General features: G+C 72.1%; 14 protein-coding genes and 1 tRNA gene. 6 read left to right on the forward strand and 9 right to left on the reverse strand.

Features of this window, described 5'->3' with window-relative positions; translation table 11 throughout:
- Positions 1-39: 39 nt before the first annotated feature.
- From ACGFWE_RS37875 to ACGFWE_RS37885, 3 genes are all read right to left on the reverse strand, one after another.
- A complete protein-coding gene (locus ACGFWE_RS37875) occupies positions 40-852 on the reverse strand; it encodes an SCO1664 family protein (protein ID WP_352390948.1) in 813 nt (270 codons plus the stop codon).
- A complete protein-coding gene (locus ACGFWE_RS37880) occupies positions 816-1,406 on the reverse strand; it encodes a DUF3090 domain-containing protein (protein WP_352390947.1) in 591 nt (196 codons plus the stop codon). Before ACGFWE_RS37880 ends, ACGFWE_RS37875 begins: the two co-directional genes overlap by 37 nt.
- Positions 1,407-1,524: 118 nt before the next feature.
- Entirely contained in the window at positions 1,525-2,211 is a 687-nt protein-coding gene (locus ACGFWE_RS37885; RefSeq protein WP_352390946.1) for a histidine phosphatase family protein, read from the reverse strand.
- A 62-nt stretch (positions 2,212-2,273) separates the two neighbouring features.
- Between ACGFWE_RS37885 and corA the strand changes: the two genes are divergently transcribed.
- Positions 2,274-3,269: a magnesium/cobalt transporter CorA gene (corA, locus tag ACGFWE_RS37890; RefSeq protein ID WP_352390945.1), complete on the forward strand. Its 996-nt coding sequence runs from the start codon at positions 2,274-2,276 to the stop codon at positions 3,267-3,269.
- On the opposite strand, the gene ACGFWE_RS37895 is transcribed toward corA, so the two are convergent.
- Positions 3,266-4,054 carry a ferritin-like domain-containing protein gene (locus ACGFWE_RS37895; protein ID WP_352390944.1) on the reverse strand — a complete coding sequence of 263 codons (789 nt, stop codon included), beginning with the start codon at positions 4,052-4,054 and terminating at the stop codon, positions 3,266-3,268. The genes corA and ACGFWE_RS37895 overlap by 4 nt on opposite strands.
- A 227-nt stretch (positions 4,055-4,281) precedes the next feature.
- Entirely contained in the window at positions 4,282-5,337 is a 1,056-nt protein-coding gene (locus ACGFWE_RS37900; protein WP_352390943.1) for an LLM class F420-dependent oxidoreductase, read from the reverse strand.
- Positions 5,338-5,511: 174 nt separating this feature from the next.
- Here ACGFWE_RS37900 and ACGFWE_RS37905 point away from each other — a divergent pair, with 174 nt between their 5' ends.
- Positions 5,512-6,495 (forward strand): aldo/keto reductase, encoded by a 984-nt coding sequence (locus ACGFWE_RS37905; RefSeq protein ID WP_352390942.1) that lies wholly within the window; start codon positions 5,512-5,514, stop codon positions 6,493-6,495.
- Positions 6,492-8,753: a helix-hairpin-helix domain-containing protein gene (locus ACGFWE_RS37910; RefSeq protein WP_393604713.1), complete on the forward strand. Its 2,262-nt coding sequence runs from the start codon at positions 6,492-6,494 to the stop codon at positions 8,751-8,753. The genes ACGFWE_RS37905 and ACGFWE_RS37910 overlap by 4 nt, the downstream gene beginning before the upstream one ends.
- Positions 8,754-8,819: 66 nt before the next feature.
- Here ACGFWE_RS37910 and ACGFWE_RS37915 read toward each other — a convergent pair whose 3' ends face one another.
- A complete protein-coding gene (locus ACGFWE_RS37915; protein WP_393604715.1) occupies positions 8,820-9,503 on the reverse strand; it encodes a hypothetical protein in 684 nt (227 codons plus the stop codon).
- A 47-nt stretch (positions 9,504-9,550) separates the two neighbouring features.
- On the opposite strand from ACGFWE_RS37915, the gene ACGFWE_RS37920 reads away from it, so the two are divergent.
- Positions 9,551-9,739: a DUF5703 family protein gene (locus tag ACGFWE_RS37920; protein ID WP_007380901.1), complete on the forward strand. Its 189-nt coding sequence runs from the start codon at positions 9,551-9,553 to the stop codon at positions 9,737-9,739.
- 61 nt (positions 9,740-9,800) lie between these two features.
- On the opposite strand, the gene ACGFWE_RS37925 is transcribed toward ACGFWE_RS37920, so the two are convergent.
- The 3 genes from ACGFWE_RS37925 to ACGFWE_RS37935 all read right to left on the reverse strand — a co-directional run bounded on the left by ACGFWE_RS37925 (position 9,801) and on the right by ACGFWE_RS37935 (position 12,526).
- Positions 9,801-10,670: a chaplin gene (locus ACGFWE_RS37925; protein WP_393604717.1), complete on the reverse strand. Its 870-nt coding sequence runs from the start codon at positions 10,668-10,670 to the stop codon at positions 9,801-9,803.
- Positions 10,671-10,820: 150 nt separating this feature from the next.
- On the reverse strand, positions 10,821-11,054 hold the full coding sequence (gene chpH / locus ACGFWE_RS37930) for a chaplin ChpH (RefSeq protein ID WP_020117753.1): 234 nt from the start codon (positions 11,052-11,054) through the stop codon (positions 10,821-10,823).
- A 146-nt stretch (positions 11,055-11,200) separates the two neighbouring features.
- Positions 11,201-12,526, reverse strand: coding sequence for a M20/M25/M40 family metallo-hydrolase (locus ACGFWE_RS37935; protein WP_352390938.1), 1,326 nt, complete (start codon positions 12,524-12,526; stop codon positions 11,201-11,203).
- A 197-nt stretch (positions 12,527-12,723) separates the two neighbouring features.
- Between ACGFWE_RS37935 and ACGFWE_RS37940 the strand changes: the two genes are divergently transcribed.
- Positions 12,724-12,811, forward strand: a tRNA-Leu gene (locus tag ACGFWE_RS37940).
- 283 nt (positions 12,812-13,094) lie between these two features.
- On the forward strand, positions 13,095-16,961 hold the full coding sequence (locus ACGFWE_RS37945; protein ID WP_393604720.1) for a Pls/PosA family non-ribosomal peptide synthetase: 3,867 nt from the start codon (positions 13,095-13,097) through the stop codon (positions 16,959-16,961).
- Positions 16,962-16,996 lie beyond the last annotated feature (35 nt).

Genomic DNA, 16,996 nt, shown 5'->3' on the forward strand with positions numbered 1-16,996 from the left:
GGCCTTCTTGCGCGGTACGGGTCTGTGTGCAGTGTGCTGCTAAACGGGCGGCCAGGGAATGGCCGGCCACTCGCCGCTCGGTTCCGGGTGCTTCCCCAAGTCCAGCAGCGCGTCGACACGCGCGCGCGTGGCGTCGAGTTCGGCCGGGGTGATCAGAGCCGCCAGCCGGGCGGCCAGCTCGCCGGACAGGGCCTCCTTGAGGCCTTTGAGGACGTCGACCGCCTCCCCCGTCAACGGCTCCCCCGCCCAGCCCCACAGCAGCGTCCGCAGCTTGTTCTCGACGTTGAAGGTCACGCCGTGGTCGATGCCGTAGAGCCGGCCGCCCTCGGCGGGCAGCAGGTGGCCGCCCTTGCGGTCCGCGTTGTTGATCACGGCGTCGAGGACGGCGAGCCTGCGCAGCCGCTCGTCGTCCGCGTGCACGAGCAGCGCGGTCCTGCCCTCGCCGACCTCGGCGAAGCCGATGGCCTTCCAGCCCGGCTCGGGCTCCTCGGCGTCGACCAGGGCGAGGAGCTCACTGCCGGGCGCGCCCTCGATCCACAGCTGGCACATGCCCTCGCCGAAGGGCCCGTCCCGCAGCACGGTGGGCGGCACCAGCCCCCAGCCGGTCGCCTCGGACACCTCGTACGCGGCGACCTCGCGCTGGGCGAGGGTGCCGTCGGGGAAGTCCCACAGCGGTCTCTCGCCGCGGACCGGCTTGTAGACGCACAGGACCTCCTGGCCCTCGTACGAGACGGAGCAGTGCAGCACCGCGTTGGAGGCGTCCCGGATCTGCCCGCGTACCGTCAGCTCACCCCGGGCGAGCAGTTCTGCCGTGCTCACGCTCCGCGGCGGTATCCGTTCTGGCGCGGACATACGTGTCCTTCCGGGTCGAGCGGGAGGCTGCACAGCGGGCACGGCGGCCGCCCCGCGTTGACGACGTCCAGGGCGCGCTTGGCGAAGGCCCGGGCCTGCGCGCCGGTGAGCCGGACCCGCAGCATCGGGGGTCCGTTCTCCTCGTCCTGGAGGAGTCTCTCCTCGGCCTCGGCGAGATCCTCCTCGGAGTCGGCCTCGAGCTCCACGAGGGCCTGCGCCTCGACGATCATGCGCTGCTCCTCGCCGTCCCAGGCGAGGGCCATGGTGCCGACCCGGAACTCCTCCTCGACGGGGGTGTCCAGGGGCGCGGTGTCGGCGATCTCGGTGGGCGGCACGGCCGGCACGGGGGCGCTGCCGCCACTGCGGCGCACGACCTCGTCGAGGAGTTCTTCCATCCGCTCGGCGAGAGCGGCCACCTGCGTCTTCTCCAGGGCCACGCTGGTCACTCGGGGGCCGGCCGTGGCCTGGAGGAAGAACGTACGGCGTCCGGGCAGTCCGACCGTGCCGGCCACGAAGCGGTCCGGCGGGTCATAGAGGAACACCTGACGGGACACGTCCTGTCTCCATGGGATTCGTGAGTAGGGGAACGACGGCAACGACGGGAACGTCCATGCGTGAACGCGCTTGGGTGAACCGCTTGTGCGAACCGCTTCACCCTACTGCGCGCGACGATCACGGTGCGCCCGCACCACCACCGACCGGGGCGTCACCGCCCGCGGCCTCCTCGCGCGGCACCAGGGAGGCGAAGTCACCGGTGTCACCGAGGCGGAGGAGAAACGGCCGCAGACGGGTGTAACGGATGACAGTGATGGAACACGGTTCCACAGAGATCCTCTGGAAGAGGTCGAGATGAAGTCCGAGTGCGTCGGCGACGAGCGACTTGATGATGTCGCCGTGCGAGCACATCAGGTAGACGGCGTCGGCTCCGTGATCGCGCTCCACGCGCGCGTTCCACTCGCGTACGGCCTCCGCCGCGCGCGTCTGCATCGCTCGCATGGACTCGCCGCCGGGGAACGCGGCCGCCGACGGATGCGCCTGGACGACCTCCATCAGCGGCTCGTCCCCCAGCTCGGCGAGCTTGCGCCCGGACCAGTCGCCGTAGTGGCACTCCCCGATGCGCTCGTCGCTGTGCGCGGGGAGGCCGGGCCGGGCGTCGAGCAGCGGCCGGATGGTTTCCTGGCAGCGCTGCAGGGGGCTGGCGACGACCTCGGAGATCGGCACCCCTTCAAGGCGTCCGGGCAGCGAGGCGGCCTGCGCGGAGCCGCGCTCGTCCAGGGCGACCCCGGGCGTCCACCCGGCGAGCAGCCCCTCGGTGTTCGCGGTGGATCGTCCGTGCCTGACAAGGATCAACGTGGGCATGCGGCCCAGGGTAGGCGTACGCCGGACCGCGGCGTCCTTCGAGCGAGGGGAGAACACACTCCGTGATCGTTGACTGTGCCATCTACCGGGAGGGTCACCGCTCGGAGGGGCCCGAGGACCTGTCGGACGCGCTGGATCAGGCGCGGCTGGCGGGCGGGTTCGTCTGGATCGGGCTGCACGAGCCGTCGGAGAAGGAGTTCGAGCTGGTCACGAAGGAGTTCGGACTGCATCCGCTGGCGGTGGAGGACGCCCTCAAGGCGCATCAGCGGCCCAAGCTCGAGGTGTACGACGACTCACTGTTCGTGGTTCTCAAGCCGGTGGTGTACGAGCCGGAGAGTGACACCGTGTCCACCGGCGAGGTCATGCTCTTCCTGGGCGACGCCTTCGTGGTGACGGTCCGTCACGGCGTGGGCTCGCCGCTGAAGGCCGTCCGCGACCGACTGGAGCATGAACCGAAGCTGCTCGGCAAGGGGCCCACCTCGGTGCTGTACGCCGTGGCCGACGCCGTCGTGGACCACTATCTGGAGGTGGCGACGGAACTCGGCACCGACCTGGAGGAGCTGGAGGCGGAGGTGTTCTCGCCGGACGGCGGCGGTTCGCGGGGCACCGCGTCGCGGATCTACACCTTCAAGCGGCAGATCCTGGAGTTCCGCCGGGCCACCGTCCCGCTCTCGATGCCGCTGACCCGGCTCGCGGGCGTGGGGGCGTACGGCGGGACGGTGCCGTTCGTGAACGACCGGGCGCGGCCCTTCTTCCGGGACGTCAACGACCACCTCGCGCGCGTGAACGAGTCGGTGGAGGGCCTGGACCGGCTGGTGTCGGACGTCCTGTCGGCGCATCTGGCGCAGATGAGCGTCCGGCAGAACGACGACATGCGGAAGATCTCCGCATGGGCGGCCATGGCGGCGATCCCGACGATGATCGCGGGGATCTACGGCATGAACTTCGACCACATGCCCGAGCTGCACTGGGTGTGGGCGTATCCGGCGGTGATCGCGCTGATGGGCGTGCTGGAAGTGCTGCTGTACCGGACGTTCAAGCGCCGGGGATGGCTCTAGGCAAGTTCGGGGGCCGGCGTGGCGGGTCCGCCGAGGGCGTCGCGGCGGTCGGGCACCTTCAGGGAGACCATGCGGCGCCAGCCGCCGAGGCGCTCGTAGGCGTACATCGCGTGGATGCCCGCCGCGAGCACTGCCGACTTGGCCTTCGGCCAGCCGAGGATGCCGCCCATGTGGGCCATGGTCGCGAGGCTGACGTCCCGGTAGACGCGGATCTCGGCGAGCGCGCACGCGCGCAAGGTCCGCTGGATGTACGGGCCGTGCCCGGCGGCCGCGAAACGCAGCAGTTCCTCGTGGGTGTACGCGAGGTGGTTGTCCTCGTCGTTGGAGATCATCTTGACGGCGTTGCCGACCTGAGGGTGGTCCGCGAAGAACTTCCGCAGCATCACCATCTGGTCCGCGGCACGCTGTTCGGTCACCCGGCTGTGGGCCAGGTACGTGATGACGTCCTGCACGGTGAGCGGCTGGTCGGCCTTGAGCTTCTCGTGGGCGAGACCGATGCCCTGCTGCTCCAGGAGCATCGTGTAGTCCGTCTCCGGCGGGACGGGGACGGGTTCGAGTCCGCGCTTCCTCATCAGAGCGTTGAAGATCCGCCCGTGCTTGTCCTCGTCGGCGCCGTGCCGGGAGATCTTGGGGGCGAGGTCGCGTTCGCTCGGCGGCACCAGAGCGGCGATACGGGCGTTCTCCCAGCCGCCCTGCGACTCCCCACTGGCCGCGATGGAGCAGAACAGCCGGAAGGACTGGTCGTGGTCGAGGATCTCCTGGAACAGACTCTTGGCCGAAAGCATCGTGGGGCACCTCTCTGCCGGACTCCGCGGCATCCGCAAAGAAAGAGTCAAATGCGGCGCGAGAGGTGCCGCAACAGCTGTGCCGGACAACTGCGCCAAAAGGAGGACCACCGGGGTCACACCGGGGGCGTAACCGCGCGGGCGCGGGCGCGTTGAACCACGTGACGGCCGTGGCGGGGAAGACCCCCGAGCCCCCACCACGGCCGTGGAAGCTTTCTGAGCGCCGGTTACGCGAGTCCGGCGCGCTCCAGGGCCTCGGTGCCGGCGCGGAGCGAGGCGAGGCGCTCGTCGAGGGTGAAGCCGGCGGGGGCCAGGGTCAGGGTGGTGACGCCGGCCGCGGCGTACTCCTTCATGCGGTCCGCGATGCGGTCCACGGAGCCGAGCAGTGTCGTCTTGTCGATCAGCTCGTGCGGAATGGCGGCCGCGGCGCCCTCCTTGTCGCCGGCCAGGTACTTGTCCTGGATCTCGGCGGCCGCCGCCTCGAACCCCATGCGCTGGGCGAGCTGGTTGTAGAAGTTCTGCTTGCGGCTGCCCATGCCGCCCACGTACAGCGCGGTGTAGGGGCGGAAGGTGTCGGCGAGCGTGGTGACGTCCTTGTCCTCGCCGAGGGCGAGCGGGAGGGTCGGGGCGATGTCGAACCCGTCGAGCGTCCTGCCCGCCTTCTCGCGCCCGGCACGCAGATGCCGGATCGCGGTGTCCTCCAGGTGCTCGGCGGAGGGGAAGATCAGCAGGGCGCCATCGGCGATCTCGCCGGTCTGCTCCAGGTTCTTCGGGCCGATCGCCGCGATGTAGAGCGGGATGTGCTCGCGCTCGGGGTGCACGGTCAGCTTGATCGGCTTGCCGGGGCCACCGGGCAGGGGCAGCGTCCAGTGCTGTCCCTCGTAGGAGAGGCGCTCGCGCGACATGGCCTTGCGTACGATCTCGACGTACTCACGCGTGCGTGCCAGCGGCTTGTCGAACTTGACGCCGTACCAGCCCTCCGAGACCTGCGGGCCCGAGACACCGAGGCCGAGGCGGAAACGGCCGCCGGAGAGGGAGTCGAGGGTGGCGGCGGTCATCGCGGTCATCGCCGGCTGGCGGGCCGGGATCTGGAAGATGGCCGAGCCGACGTCGATGCGCTCGGTCTGGGCGGCGACCCAGGTGAGCACGGTGGCCGCGTCCGAGCCGTAGGCCTCGGCGGCCCAGCAGACGGCGTATCCGAGCCGGTCGGCCTCCTGGGCGACGGCGAGATTGTCCGCGTCCATTCCGGCGCCCCAGTAGCCGAGGTTGATCCCGAGCTGCATGGCCGATTCCCCTTACCGATCAGTAACGTCCTTGTCGGCAGACCTTAGCGCGGCTGCGCTCGCCGGGGCAGGTCGCGGCCCGTGCCGTGACGGGGCGGGATTCTCGCGCACCTGTCCCAATCCGTTGTCCACAGGCCCCCACGCGACAGGTCGTGGCCAGTAATCTCGGCGTTCATGGAGCAGAGGCATCTCGGCCGTACCGGCCTGCGTGTGTCCCGCATCGGGCTCGGCACCCTCACCTGGGGCAGGGACACCGACGAGCACGACGCGGCGGACCTCCTGAAAACTTTCTGGGAGGCAGGCGGGACGCTGGTCGACACGGCGGACGTGTACGGCGACGGGGAGGCCGAGTACCTGCTCGGGCGCCTCATAGAAGGACTGGTCCCGCGCCGGGACCTGGTCATCTCCACGAAGGCGGGCAGCGTGCCCGACCCGGACGTCCGTGTCGACGGCTCGCGCGGGCATCTGCTCTCCGCGCTGGACGACTCACTGGCCCGGCTCGGCACCGACTACGTCGACGTGTGGCACATCCACGCCTACGATCCCCACACCCCGCTGGAGGAGACGCTCCAGGCCCTCGACCTGGCCGTCAGCAGCGGCCGCGCCCGCTACGCCGGGGTCTCCAACTTCTGCGGCTGGCAGCTCGCCAAGGCGGGCACCTGGCAGCTGGCGGCGCCCGGCCTGCGGACCCGGCTGGCCGCCACACAGCTGGAGTACTCCCTGCTGCAGCGCGGGCTCGAGCGGGAGGTGCTGCCGGCCGCGCTCGACCTGGGCATCGGGCTGCTGCCCTCCTCGCCGCTGGGGCGGGGCGTCCTGACGGGCAAGTACCGCAACTCCACCCCGGCCGACTCGCGGGGTGCCTCGGAGCACCTGGCGCCCTTCGTCGCGCCGTACCTCGACGACACCGCGAGCCACATCGTGGACGCGGTGACCACGGCGGCCGACGGGCTCGCGGTGACGCCGCTCCAGGTGGCCCTCGCGTGGGTCAGGGACCGGCCCGGGGTGACCGCGCCGATCGTCGGCGCGCGCAACTCGCAGCAGCTCACGGCGGCATTGTCAGTGGAGGCCCTTAGTCTTCCTGACGAGATCTGCCGGGCGCTCGACGATGTGTCGGCGCCCGTGCACCGCTATCCCGATCACGACTGGAGCACGCTGTGAGCACGGAGCCGGAGCCCACGGAGAAGACCGAACCGGGGACGCGGGGCGCCGCACCGGAGCCGGAGGGCACGGGGGGAGCACCGGGCTCGGAGACCGACGGCGCCGGGGGCGGCGATTCTGCGAGCGGTGGTGAGACAGGGCCGGGCGAAGGAGAAGCGGGGGCGGCCGAGGGCGAGAGCGGTGACGCGGACGGTGCGGCCAAGGCTCAGCTGTCCGAGGCCGAGGCCGAGTTGGCGGCGCAGCGGATCGAGCAGGAGCGGATCGCCCGGCGGAAGGCCGAGAAGCAGGGGCCCGTCGAGGCCGGGGCCAAGCTCAGCGGAAAGGCGGCCGATCTCCTCGCGGCCGTACGGGCGGTGGAGAGCGGGGCGAAGCCCGTGGCCGCCGTCTTCAGTGAGCCCGAGCCACCGCGTCGGCCCGCCCGGGAGCCGGTGCGGCCCCGGCCGGTGTCGGCGGAGGCGGCCGGTTCCGGCGGTGCGGTCGGTGTCGCCGGTGCCGTCGGCCCGTCCGCGCCGGAGACCGTGGAGGCCGTACGCCGGGTACTGGCCGAGGGCGGGGCGCCAGAGGCCCTCGCGGCACCGGCAGCCGCGGTCCTCGGGGACGGGGCCGAGGACGAACTGCGGGCCGATCCCTGGCAGTTGCTGCGGGTCACAGGCGTACGGCCCGAGCAGGCCGACGGGTTCGCCCGGGCGCTGCTCGGCGCGGAGTGCGCGCCGGACGACGAGCGGCGGGGGCGGGCCGTCACCGTCTGGCTCCTGGAGCAGGCGGCGCTCGCCGGGCACACCGCGCTGGAGATGCCGGCGCTCACCGCCGCGCTGGCCCAGCGGGGCGTGCCGGACGCCGACGCGGCCGTACAGAGCACGATCGCCGAGGCCGAGGCCCTGGTCTTCCAGGACGCCCTCGACCCGGGGGCCCCGGAGCCCGCGGAGGACGAGGAGGAGGGGGCGGAGCGGCCGGTCCGGATCCTGATCGGGCTCGAGCGGTACGCCCTCGCGGAGGAGAGCCTCGCCGACGGACTGGCCCGGCTGATCAACTCCGTGCCGAAGGAGGACGGCTCGGCCGAGGACTGGGAGCGTGCCGCGGCGTCGGCCGAGGGTTCGGCCGCCGAGCTGATCCGCGCGGTCGCGGCGGGCGGCCTGGTCCTGCACACCGGTGGCGAGGCCTCCCTGACGGAACCGGCGGCGCTGCTGGCAGCGGCGCGGGGTCTGGGGCTGCGGGCGTGGGCGGCCACCCACAGCCCCGTGGGCCGCGACCGCTTCGGTGCCCTGCTCGGAGCCGGGCGTCCGGCCGACTCGGTATCGCCGGAGCCCGTCACCACCGTCGCCGGGCTGCTCTCCGGGGCGGAGGGGCCGGGTCGGGACGGCGACGGGGCGTTCGATCTCGACCTGCTCGTCGTGCTCGACGCGCCTCAGCTGGACGTCGAGACGGCCGCGCTGCTCGTGGAGTCCCTGCCGGACGGGGCGCGGCTGGTGCTGGGCGGGGATCCGGCGGTGCTGTGGTCGGTGGGGCCGGGACGGGTGTTCGCGGATCTGCTCGCGGCGCGGATCTGCCCGCAGATCGCCTCGCGGAGGCCTGACCCCGGCCCGCTGGGCGAGCTGGTCTCCGGGATCGGCATCGGTGAGCTGAACCAGGTCGAGGCCCCCGGCAAGGAGGTCGTGATCGTGCCGGTGCGGGACGCGGGCGAGGCCGTGCACCGGACCGTGCAGCTGGTCGCGGACTCGGTACCGCGGGCGATCGGGGTCCCCGCCGAGGAGACCCAGGTGATCACCCCGGGCCACGGCGGCGCCGCGGGCACCCGCGTCCTGAACGCGGCCCTGAAGGAGCGTCTCAACCCCGGCCCCGGCCGCTTCGGCGGATTCGACCCCGGTGACCGCGTCGCCTACTCCCCCGTCCCGGGTCGTACGCTCCCCGGCCAGGTGGTGGGGGCCGACGCGGACGGCCTGCACCTGACCTGTTCCGGCGAGCCCGTCGTCGTACCGAAGGAGCGGGTGGAGCAGTCCGTGCGGCACGGGTGGGCGCTGACCGCGCACCAGGCGGTGGGGGGCCGCTGGCCCGCGGCGGTCGTGGTGCTGCCCGGGGACGCGGGCCAGGCCCTGAGCCGGCCCTGGGTCTACACGGCGTTCGGCAGGGCGGACCGCCATCTGTCCGTGGTCCACGGCGTGGACCAGGCCCTTGCGAGGGCGGTCGCCGAGATCCCGGCCAAGCCCCGGACGACTCGGCTGCCCACCCTCCTCGGGACACAGTCGCCGACGGCCGGCTGACCCGCCCCGGAACGGAAAGGGCGCGGCCCCGGAGATCATTCCTCCGGGGCCGCGCCCTCATGTGCCTCAGCGGCGATCCACGTCCAACGGTTCCAGATCCTCGTCCTCGAGATCGGGGTCCTCGAGGCCGGGTTCGTCCGCGTCGTCGTCCAGGTCGTCGTCGAAGACCGCGCTGACGTCGAACCGGCACACCACCCGCTCGACGTCGACCTGCTCGAACGGCGTCTCCAGCCACTCCCCCGGCTCGGCCGGTTCGTCCGCCGCGGTCACCCACAGCGTGGAGTCGCCCTCCTCGAGGCCGAACTCCTTGTGCCGGGTGGCGATCTCATCGGGCTCGAACTCGCCGAACAGCACTTCCAGCGCGCCGTGCACCGTGCCGGAGGCCTCCGTGCCGAGACCCTCGTCGGCCGCCTCGACCCGCTGGGCCTGCGCCAGCAACCGCTGCGGCTCCACCACGGCGTAGTCACGGCGGATCAGCACACTCAGCGCGTTCGGCTCCTCGGGGCCCGTGTACGGCGGGGCGTCCTCCGCGCCCGGGATCTCGAACGGGGTGACCTCGTCATAGCGGTCGTAGAGCAGCTCGTCATACACCTCGGCGGCCGCGGCCAGTTCGTTGAAGGCCTCGTAGACAGCCGGGTCGTCCTCCCCCGACCTCCGTTCGACCGCGGCCAGGTGGCGGTCGAGCGCGGTCTTGACCGCCTCGGCGGCGGCACGTACCTCGGCAGCGGTGGGCTGCACAGCATCAGACATAGTGCAGACGCTATCCGTAGCGGGCCCCGGCCCGCACAATAGATGCGATGCCGGAATACGAATTTGTCGACGTGTACGTACCGCGGGGGGTCTCCCGCAAGGACGCCACACGTCTGCTGACGGACCATGCAGAGTACGGACACTGGGAGTTGGACCGACTGAGTCTCATGCGCGACGGCAGCCGCAGGGTGCGGTTGCGCCGGCGGATCATCCGCCAGGTGCGTGCCACGTGGTGAGACGGGACGAACGGAGCGGGCCCCGCCGCGGTGGGGCCCGCTCCGTTTCACGCGGTACGTCCTAGACCGAGGCCCGTGCCTTGCGGTACAGGACCGCGCCCGCCAGGAGTGCCCCGGCGCCGACCGGGAGGACCAGCCCGATCGGGAGGTCGCTGCCGGTCCGGGCGAGCTGCGCGCTGCCCAGGGGCTGGTCGACCGTCTGGGTTCCGGGGTGGTTGGCGCCGCCCGGTGTCCCGGCGAGCGCCCCGGACGGGGTGGCCGGGGATCCGGGGTGTCCGGGCTCCGTCGGATTGCCGGGGTGACCCGGGTGACCCGGGTGGCCGGGCTGTCCCGGGGTGCCGGGCTCTTCCGGTGATCCGGGCGGGGTGTGCTGCCCGCCGCCGTAGCCGCTGCCGCAGTCGTTGCCCATGGCGGGGTTGCCGATGCCGATGACGTCGACGCTGTTGCCGCAGACGTTCACGGGAACGTCGATCGGCGCCTCGACGTGGTTGCCCGAGCCCACGCCGGGCGAGCCACCGGTGTGACCGCCCGCGTGGGACCCCCCAGAGCCACCGGAGCCCCCCGGGCCCCCGGAACCGCCGTGTCCGCCGGGCCCGTGTCCGCCAGACCCGTGCCCCCCGTGACCTGCGCCGCCGTGTCCCGCGGAGCCGCCCGAGCCGCCGTACCCGCCGGGCGCCCCGTTGCCGCCGCCCTTGTTGGCGCACCTGTTGCCCATCGCCGGGTTGAGAACCCCGACTACGTTCACGGTGTTGCCGCAGGCGTTCACCGGTGCGTGCACCGGCGCCGACACTGTGTTGCCGGAGAGTACGCCGGGGGAGTTCGCGCTCGATCCGCTCGCGCCCGCGTCCGCGTGGGCGGCGCCTCCCGCGGCGGCGATCACGCCGGTCGCCGCCGCCACTGTCATCAAGCCCTTGCGGGTGACTTGTCGCATGTACCGATTCCCTGCTTTCGACCTTGTCCCGAAATACCGCTGCCTCGCGGATCTCTTTCCTTTTCGAAAAGACCGGTCGGCCCCGGAGCGCATGGCTTGCACTCCGGGGCCGACAAGCTCATCCCTGTTAACTAAGGGCGAGGCACAACGTCACTTGTTGATGCACGTGTTGCCGAAGGCGGGGTTCAGCAGACCGATAACGGAGACCGTGTTGCCGCAGACGTTCACCGGGACGTGAACGGGAACCTGCACGACGTTGCCGGACAGCACACCCGGGGAGCCCACAGCGGCACCCTGCGCACCCGCATCGGCGACGGCAAGACCCGCGCCCGCGAGAACCAGACCACCAGTGGCAGCAGCAGCGGCGACGATCTTCTTGATCATTATTCCTCCTTGTTGGCAATGCGGTCCCAATCAGCGGATCGCATCACCTGTAACGAGGAGGGAGTAATGGGGATACGAGCTTATGAGCGCATTCACCCTTCCCGGCCGATCTCGCACGCGCGGCCGAATCATCACGTCAACACGCGTCAGCTCGCGTCGATGAACCGGTCGAGAACCCGCACGCCGAACTTCAGCCCGTCCACGGGCACCCGCTCGTCGACACCGTGGAACATCCCGGCGAAGTCCAGCTCCGGGGGCAGCTTGAGCGGCGCGAAGCCGAAGCCGCGGATGCCGAGCGCGTCGAAGGACTTGGCGTCGGTGCCGCCGGAGAGCATGTAGGGGATGGCCTTGGCGGCCGGGTCCTCGGCGACCAGCGCGGACTGCATGGCGTCCACGAGCGCGCCGTCGAAGGTGGTCTCGACGGCCTTGTCGGAGTGCACGTCCTCGCGCCTGACCTTGGGACCGAGGATCTTGTCGAGGTCGGTGAGGAACTCCTCCTCGAAGCCGGGCAGGAAGCGCCCGTCGACGTGCGCGGTGGCCTCGCCCGGGATGACGTTGACCTTGTAGCCGGCGCCGAGCTGCGTGGGGTTGGCGGTGTTGCTCAGGGTCGCGCCGATGAGCTTGGCGATACCGCCGAGACGGGCCAGCGTGCCCTCCATGTCCTCGGGGTCCAGCTCGGTGCCCAGCGCGTCGCCGAGTTCGTCGAGGAAGGCCCGGGTGGTCTTGGTGACCCGGACCGGGAACCTGTGCCGGCCGAGCCGGGCGACCGCCTCCGACAGTTCGGTGATGGCGTTGTCCCGGTGGATCATCGAGCCGTGCCCGGCGGTGCCGGCCACGGTCAGCTTCATCCAGTGGATGCCCTTCTCGGCCGTCTGGATCAGGTAGAGCCGGCGCTGCTCGTTCACCGTGAAGGAGAAGCCGCCCACCTCGCTGATCGCCTCGGTCACGCCCTCGAAGAGGTCGGGGTGGTGGTCGACGAGGTGCCGTGCGCCGAAGGTGCCGCCGGCCTCCTCGTCGGCGAGGAACGCCAGGACGATGTCCCGGGGCGGCCTGCGGCCGCTGCGCAGCCGGTCACGGACGACCGCCAGGGTCATCGCGTCCATGTCCTTCATGTCGACCGCGCCCCGGCCCCACACGCACCCGTCCGCGACCTCGCCGGAGAACGGGTGGTGGGTCCAGTCCTGCGCGTTGGCCGGTACGACGTCGAGGTGGCCGTGGATCAGCAGGGCGGGCCGGGACGGGTCCTCGCCCGCGATCCGGGCCACCGTGGAGGCGCGGCCCGGGTGCGACTCGTAGATCTGCGGGTCGAGCCCCACCTCGGCGAGCTTTCCCGCGACCCACTCGGCCGCCTTGCGCTCGCCGGGGCCGGAGTGGTCGCCGTAGTTGCTGGTGTCGAACTGGATCAGCTCGCGGCAGAGGTCCACGACCTCGTCCTCGCCGGTGACGCCCTTGGCCGTGTCCGTGTCGCTCACGCTGTTCCTCCCGCTGTCACTGCTGGTGGTTGCCCTCATCCTCTCCCCGTGACCTGCCCGGCCCCAAGACCGGACCCGGCCCGTCACACGCCGTTCACGCGCGTCCCGGGAGGGGACGGGGGGTGATCGGGCCTCCTCGAAAGCCTGGTAATGTTTCCTTCGTCGCCGCGAGGGGAACCCCGCGCGACAGACACCTTGTCCGGGTGGCGGAATGGCAGACGCGCTAGCTTGAGGTGCTAGTGCCCTTTATCGGGCGTGGGGGTTCAAGTCCCCCCTCGGACACCAGCCGAATCCCCCGGCCGCTCAGCGGCCGGGGGATTCGTCGTATACGACGGCCCGTGTGCTGTGTGTGAGGGATCTCTCGCTCGGCGTGAAGATCACCAGGTCACAGGCGCGCGGCCGGGGCCGCCGCGCCCCTCGAACAGGCTTCCCCAGTGGCAGTTCCGGGGGTGCGAACCTAGCGTCGTACTAAAATTTCCGGCTTGTTACGAGCTGGAGCCGGACAACCCCAGGCAGACCTGCGGCCCGCCAGCGCCCCGGGGGCTCCGGGATCGAGACACGAGGACCGATGGCAGCCATAGAAGAGAGCAGCGCTCTCGGCCTGCTCAACGAGGAGCTCGGCGCGGAGATCCGCGAACAGTTCGGCGACACCGCCCGTTTCTCCGGGGGCCCCGCCGCCTCCCCGCGCACGCTCGTCGACGTCTTCGACGCCTCCGTACGATCCCACCCCGACGAGCTCGCCCTGGACGACGGGACGACCCGGCTCACCTACCGCGCCCTGGCCGCCGAGGTGGAGCGGCTGCGGCGGCGGCTCGCCGGGGCCGGGGTGGGGCTCGGCGACCGGGTGGGCGTCCGGGTGCCCTCCGGTACCAATGACCTCTACGTCGCGATCCTCGCCGTACTCTCCGCCGGCGCCGCCTACGTCCCCGTCGACGCCGAGGACCCCGACGAGCGGGCCGAGCTGGTGTTCGGGGAGGCCGAGGTGCGGGCCGTGGTCGGCGCCGGACACGAGCTGACCGTCAACGGGCGGAGCGCGGCCCCCGCCGCCCGGCCCGGCGTCGAGCACGACGCGTGGGTCATCTTCACCTCCGGCTCCACCGGCAGGCCCAAGGGCGTCGCCGTCTCGCACCGCAGTGCCGCCGCCTTCGTGGACGCCGAGGCCGCGCTGTTCCTCACCGACGACCCCATCGGTCCCGGTGACAGGGTCATGGCGGGACTGTCGGTCGCCTTCGACGCGTCCTGCGAGGAGATGTGGCTGGCGTGGCGGTACGGGGCCTGTCTGGTGCCGGTGCCGCGTTCCCAGGTCCGCAGTGGGGCCGATCTCGGGCCCTGGCTGGTCGAACAGGAGATCACCGTGGTCTCCACGGTGCCCACGCTCGCCGCGCTGTGGGAGCCCGAGACCCTCGACGAGGTACGGCTGCTGATCTTCGGCGGGGAGGCCTGCCCGCCCGAACTGGTGCAGCGGCTGGTGACGGAGGGGCGCGAGGTGTGGAACACCTACGGGCCCACCGAGGCGACCGTCGTGGCCTGTGCGTCGCTGATGAGCGGCGCGGAGCCGATCCGGATCGGGCTGCCGCTGGACGGCTGGGAGCTGGCCGTCGTCGACGAGGCCGGGGAGCCCGTACCGATGGGCGCGAGCGGGCAGCTGGTGATCGGCGGGGTCGGTCTCGCCCGGTACCTGGACGCGGAGAAGGACGCGGAGAAGTACGCGCCGCTGAAGTCGCTGGGCTGGGAGCGGGCGTACCGCAGCGGCGATCTGGTGAAGGCGGAGCCCGAGGGGCTGGTCTTCCTCGGGCGGGCCGACGAGCAGATCAAGCTCGGCGGCCGGCGGATCGAGCTCGGTGAGGTCGACACGGCTCTCCAGGCGCTGCCGGGGGTCGCGGGAGCGGCCGCTGCCGTGCGCACCGCCCGCAGCGGCAACCAGCTTCTCGTCGGCTACGTCGTCACCCAGGACGGCTGGGACCACGCGGCGGCCGTGGAGAAGCTGCGGGCCGAACTGCCAGCCGCGCTCGTGCCGTTGATCGCTCCCGTCGAGGACCTACCGACCCGGACCTCCGGCAAGGTGGACCGCAACGCGCTGCCGTGGCCGCTGGAGGGGCTCGAAACCGGAGGTCCCGCGGAGGAGTTGTACGGCACCGAGGCCTGGCTCGCCGAGCAGTGGACGGAAGTCCTCGGCATCCCGGTCTCCCGTGCCCGCGACGACTTCTTCGCGATCGGCGGCTCCAGCCTGGCCGCCGCCCAGTTGACCACCCGGCTGCGCACCCGCTATCCGAGCGCGGCCGTGCTCGACATCTACCAGCGGCCCACCCTGCGGAAGTTGGCCCGGCACCTGGAGGAGTCCGCGCAGGACGACGGGGTCACGCGGGTGATCGCGCCGGTGCCGCTCGGCGCCCAGGTGATCCAACTCCTGCTCCTGCTCCCCCTGTTCACGCTGCTGGGCCTGCGCTGGCTGGTCCCGCTGGCCGCCGTCGGGAACCTCCTGCCCTCCTACGGCTGGCTGCCGACCGCCTCCTGGTGGCTGATCGGCGCCGGTGGCCTCGCGCTCTTCAGCCCGCCCGGACGACTCGTGATCGCCGCGGGCGGGGCCCGGCTGCTGCTGCGAGGCGTCCAGCCCGGCCGCCATCCGCGCGGTGGCATTGTCCACCTGCGCCTGTGGACCGCCGAGCGGCTCGCCGAGTTCACCGGGGCGACCTCGCTGACCGGCTCGTGGCTGGAGCGGTACGCGCGGGCGCTGGGCGCCAAGGTCGGTCCTGACGTGGACCTGCACTCGCTGCCGCCGGTCACCGGCATGCTCAAGCTGGGCCGGGGCGCGGCCGTGGAGTCCGAGGTGGACCTGTCCGGCTGGTGGCTGGACGGCGACCGGCTGGAGATCGGCCAGGTCAAGGTGGGCGCGCACGCGGTCGTCGGCACGCGCAGCATCCTCTTCCCGGGGGCCCGGGTCGGCAAGCGGGCCGAGGTGGCGCCGGGGTCGGCGGTCACCGGGCAGATCCCGACCGGTCAGCGCTGGGCTGGCGCGCCCGCGGTCAAGCTCGGCAAGGCCAAGCGCAACTGGCCGAAGGAACGGCCGGCCCGGGGCACGTACTGGCGGGTGATGTACGGCCTCACCGGTCTCGCGCTGACCTTGCTCCCCGTGCTGGCGGGCGGGGCGGCCTTCCTGGTCGCGCGGCCCTTCCTCGCCGGCGACGCCCCTCTCCGGGGCGCTTTCCTCGCCCTCGTCCCGGCGACACTCGCCTTCGGTTCGGCCTTCGCGCTGCTGCTCCTGATCTCCGTACGGCTGCTGAGCCTGGGGCTGCGCGAGGGGACGTATCCGACGCACAGCCGGGTCGGGTGGCAGGCGTGGACCGTGACGCAGCTGATGGACCGCTCGCGCGAGACGCTGTTCCCGCTGTACGCCGGGCTGGTCACGCCGGTGTGGCTGCGGCTGCTCGGGATGCGGATCGGGCGGGGCGCCGAGGTGTCGACCGTACTGGCGCTGCCGAGTCTGACGACGGTCGGCGAGGGCGCGTTCCTGGCCGACGACACGCTGACCGCGCCGTACGAGCTGGGGGGCGGCTGGGTCAGGATCGGGCGGGCGGAGATCGGGCGGCGGGCGTTCCTCGGGAACTCGGGGATGACCGCGCCGGGACGGAGCGTGCCGGACGGCGGGCTCGTCGGGGTGCTGTCGGCGACGCCGAAGAAGGCGAAGAAGGACACCTCGTACCTGGGGCTGCCGCCGGTGAAACTGCCGCGCAGCGCGGCCGGCAGCGACCAGAGCCGGACGTACGAGCCGTCGGCGGGGCTGCTGTGGGCGCGCGGTCTGGTGGAGCTGTGCCGGATCGTGCCGGTGTTCTGCTCGGCCGGTCTCGCTGTGCTGACGATCGCCGCGCTGTGCGTGCTGGGAGTGTGGGCCTGGCTGCTGGCCGGGGTGGTGCTCGGCGCGGCCGGTGCGGTGGCGGGGCTGGTGTCGGTGGTCGCGAAGTGGCTGCTCGTGGGGCGGCACCGCAGTGGGGAGCACCCGCTGTGGAGCGGCTTCGTGTGGCGCAACGAGCTCGCGGACACCTTCGTGGAGGTGCTGGCGGTGCCGTGGCTCGCGGGTTCCGTACCCGGTACGCCGGTGCTGACGGCGTGGCTCAGGGGGCTCGGCGCGCGGATCGGCAAGGGCGTCTGGGTGGAGAGCTACTGGCTGCCGGAGACCGATCTGGTGACGCTGGAGGACGCGGTGACCGTGAACCGCGGCTGTGTGCTGCAGACCCACCTCTTCCACGACCGGATCTTGCGGACGGATACTGTGGTCCTCCGTGAGGGTGCCACGCTGGGCCCTGGCGGGATCGTGCTGCCCGGCAGCACGATCGGGGCCCGCACCACGCTGGGCCCCGCGTCGCTCGTCATGGCCGCGGAGTCCGTCCCGGACGACACCCGCTGGCTCGGCAACCCGATCGAGGCATGGCGGCCCTGAACGCGGGCCACTCGGAGTCGGTGAGCGGTGTACCG

It is taken from the genome of Streptomyces sp. NPDC048523, from assembly GCF_043199815.1.
Lineage (GTDB): Bacteria > Actinomycetota > Actinomycetes > Streptomycetales > Streptomycetaceae > Streptomyces.

What these genes read in the sequence shown, in the direction of transcription:
- ACGFWE_RS37875 (WP_352390948.1), bottom strand. Translation starts at nt 852, where the DNA reads ATGTCCGCGCCAGAACGGATACCGCCGCGGAGCGTGAGCACGGCAGAA.
- ACGFWE_RS37885 (WP_352390946.1), bottom strand. Translation starts at nt 2,211, where the DNA reads ATGCCCACGTTGATCCTTGTCAGGCACGGACGATCCACCGCGAACACC.
- ACGFWE_RS37895 (WP_352390944.1), bottom strand. Translation starts at nt 4,054, where the DNA reads ATGCTTTCGGCCAAGAGTCTGTTCCAGGAGATCCTCGACCACGACCAG.
- ACGFWE_RS37900 (WP_352390943.1), bottom strand. Translation starts at nt 5,337, where the DNA reads ATGCAGCTCGGGATCAACCTCGGCTACTGGGGCGCCGGAATGGACGCG.
- ACGFWE_RS37905 (WP_352390942.1), top strand. Translation starts at nt 5,512, where the DNA reads ATGGAGCAGAGGCATCTCGGCCGTACCGGCCTGCGTGTGTCCCGCATC.
- ACGFWE_RS37915 (WP_393604715.1), bottom strand. Translation starts at nt 9,503, where the DNA reads ATGTCTGATGCTGTGCAGCCCACCGCTGCCGAGGTACGTGCCGCCGCC.
- ACGFWE_RS37920 (WP_007380901.1), top strand. Translation starts at nt 9,551, where the DNA reads ATGCCGGAATACGAATTTGTCGACGTGTACGTACCGCGGGGGGTCTCC.
- ACGFWE_RS37925 (WP_393604717.1), bottom strand. Translation starts at nt 10,670, where the DNA reads ATGCGACAAGTCACCCGCAAGGGCTTGATGACAGTGGCGGCGGCGACC.
- chpH (WP_020117753.1), bottom strand. Translation starts at nt 11,054, where the DNA reads ATGATCAAGAAGATCGTCGCCGCTGCTGCTGCCACTGGTGGTCTGGTT.
- ACGFWE_RS37945 (WP_393604720.1), top strand. Translation starts at nt 13,095, where the DNA reads ATGGCAGCCATAGAAGAGAGCAGCGCTCTCGGCCTGCTCAACGAGGAG.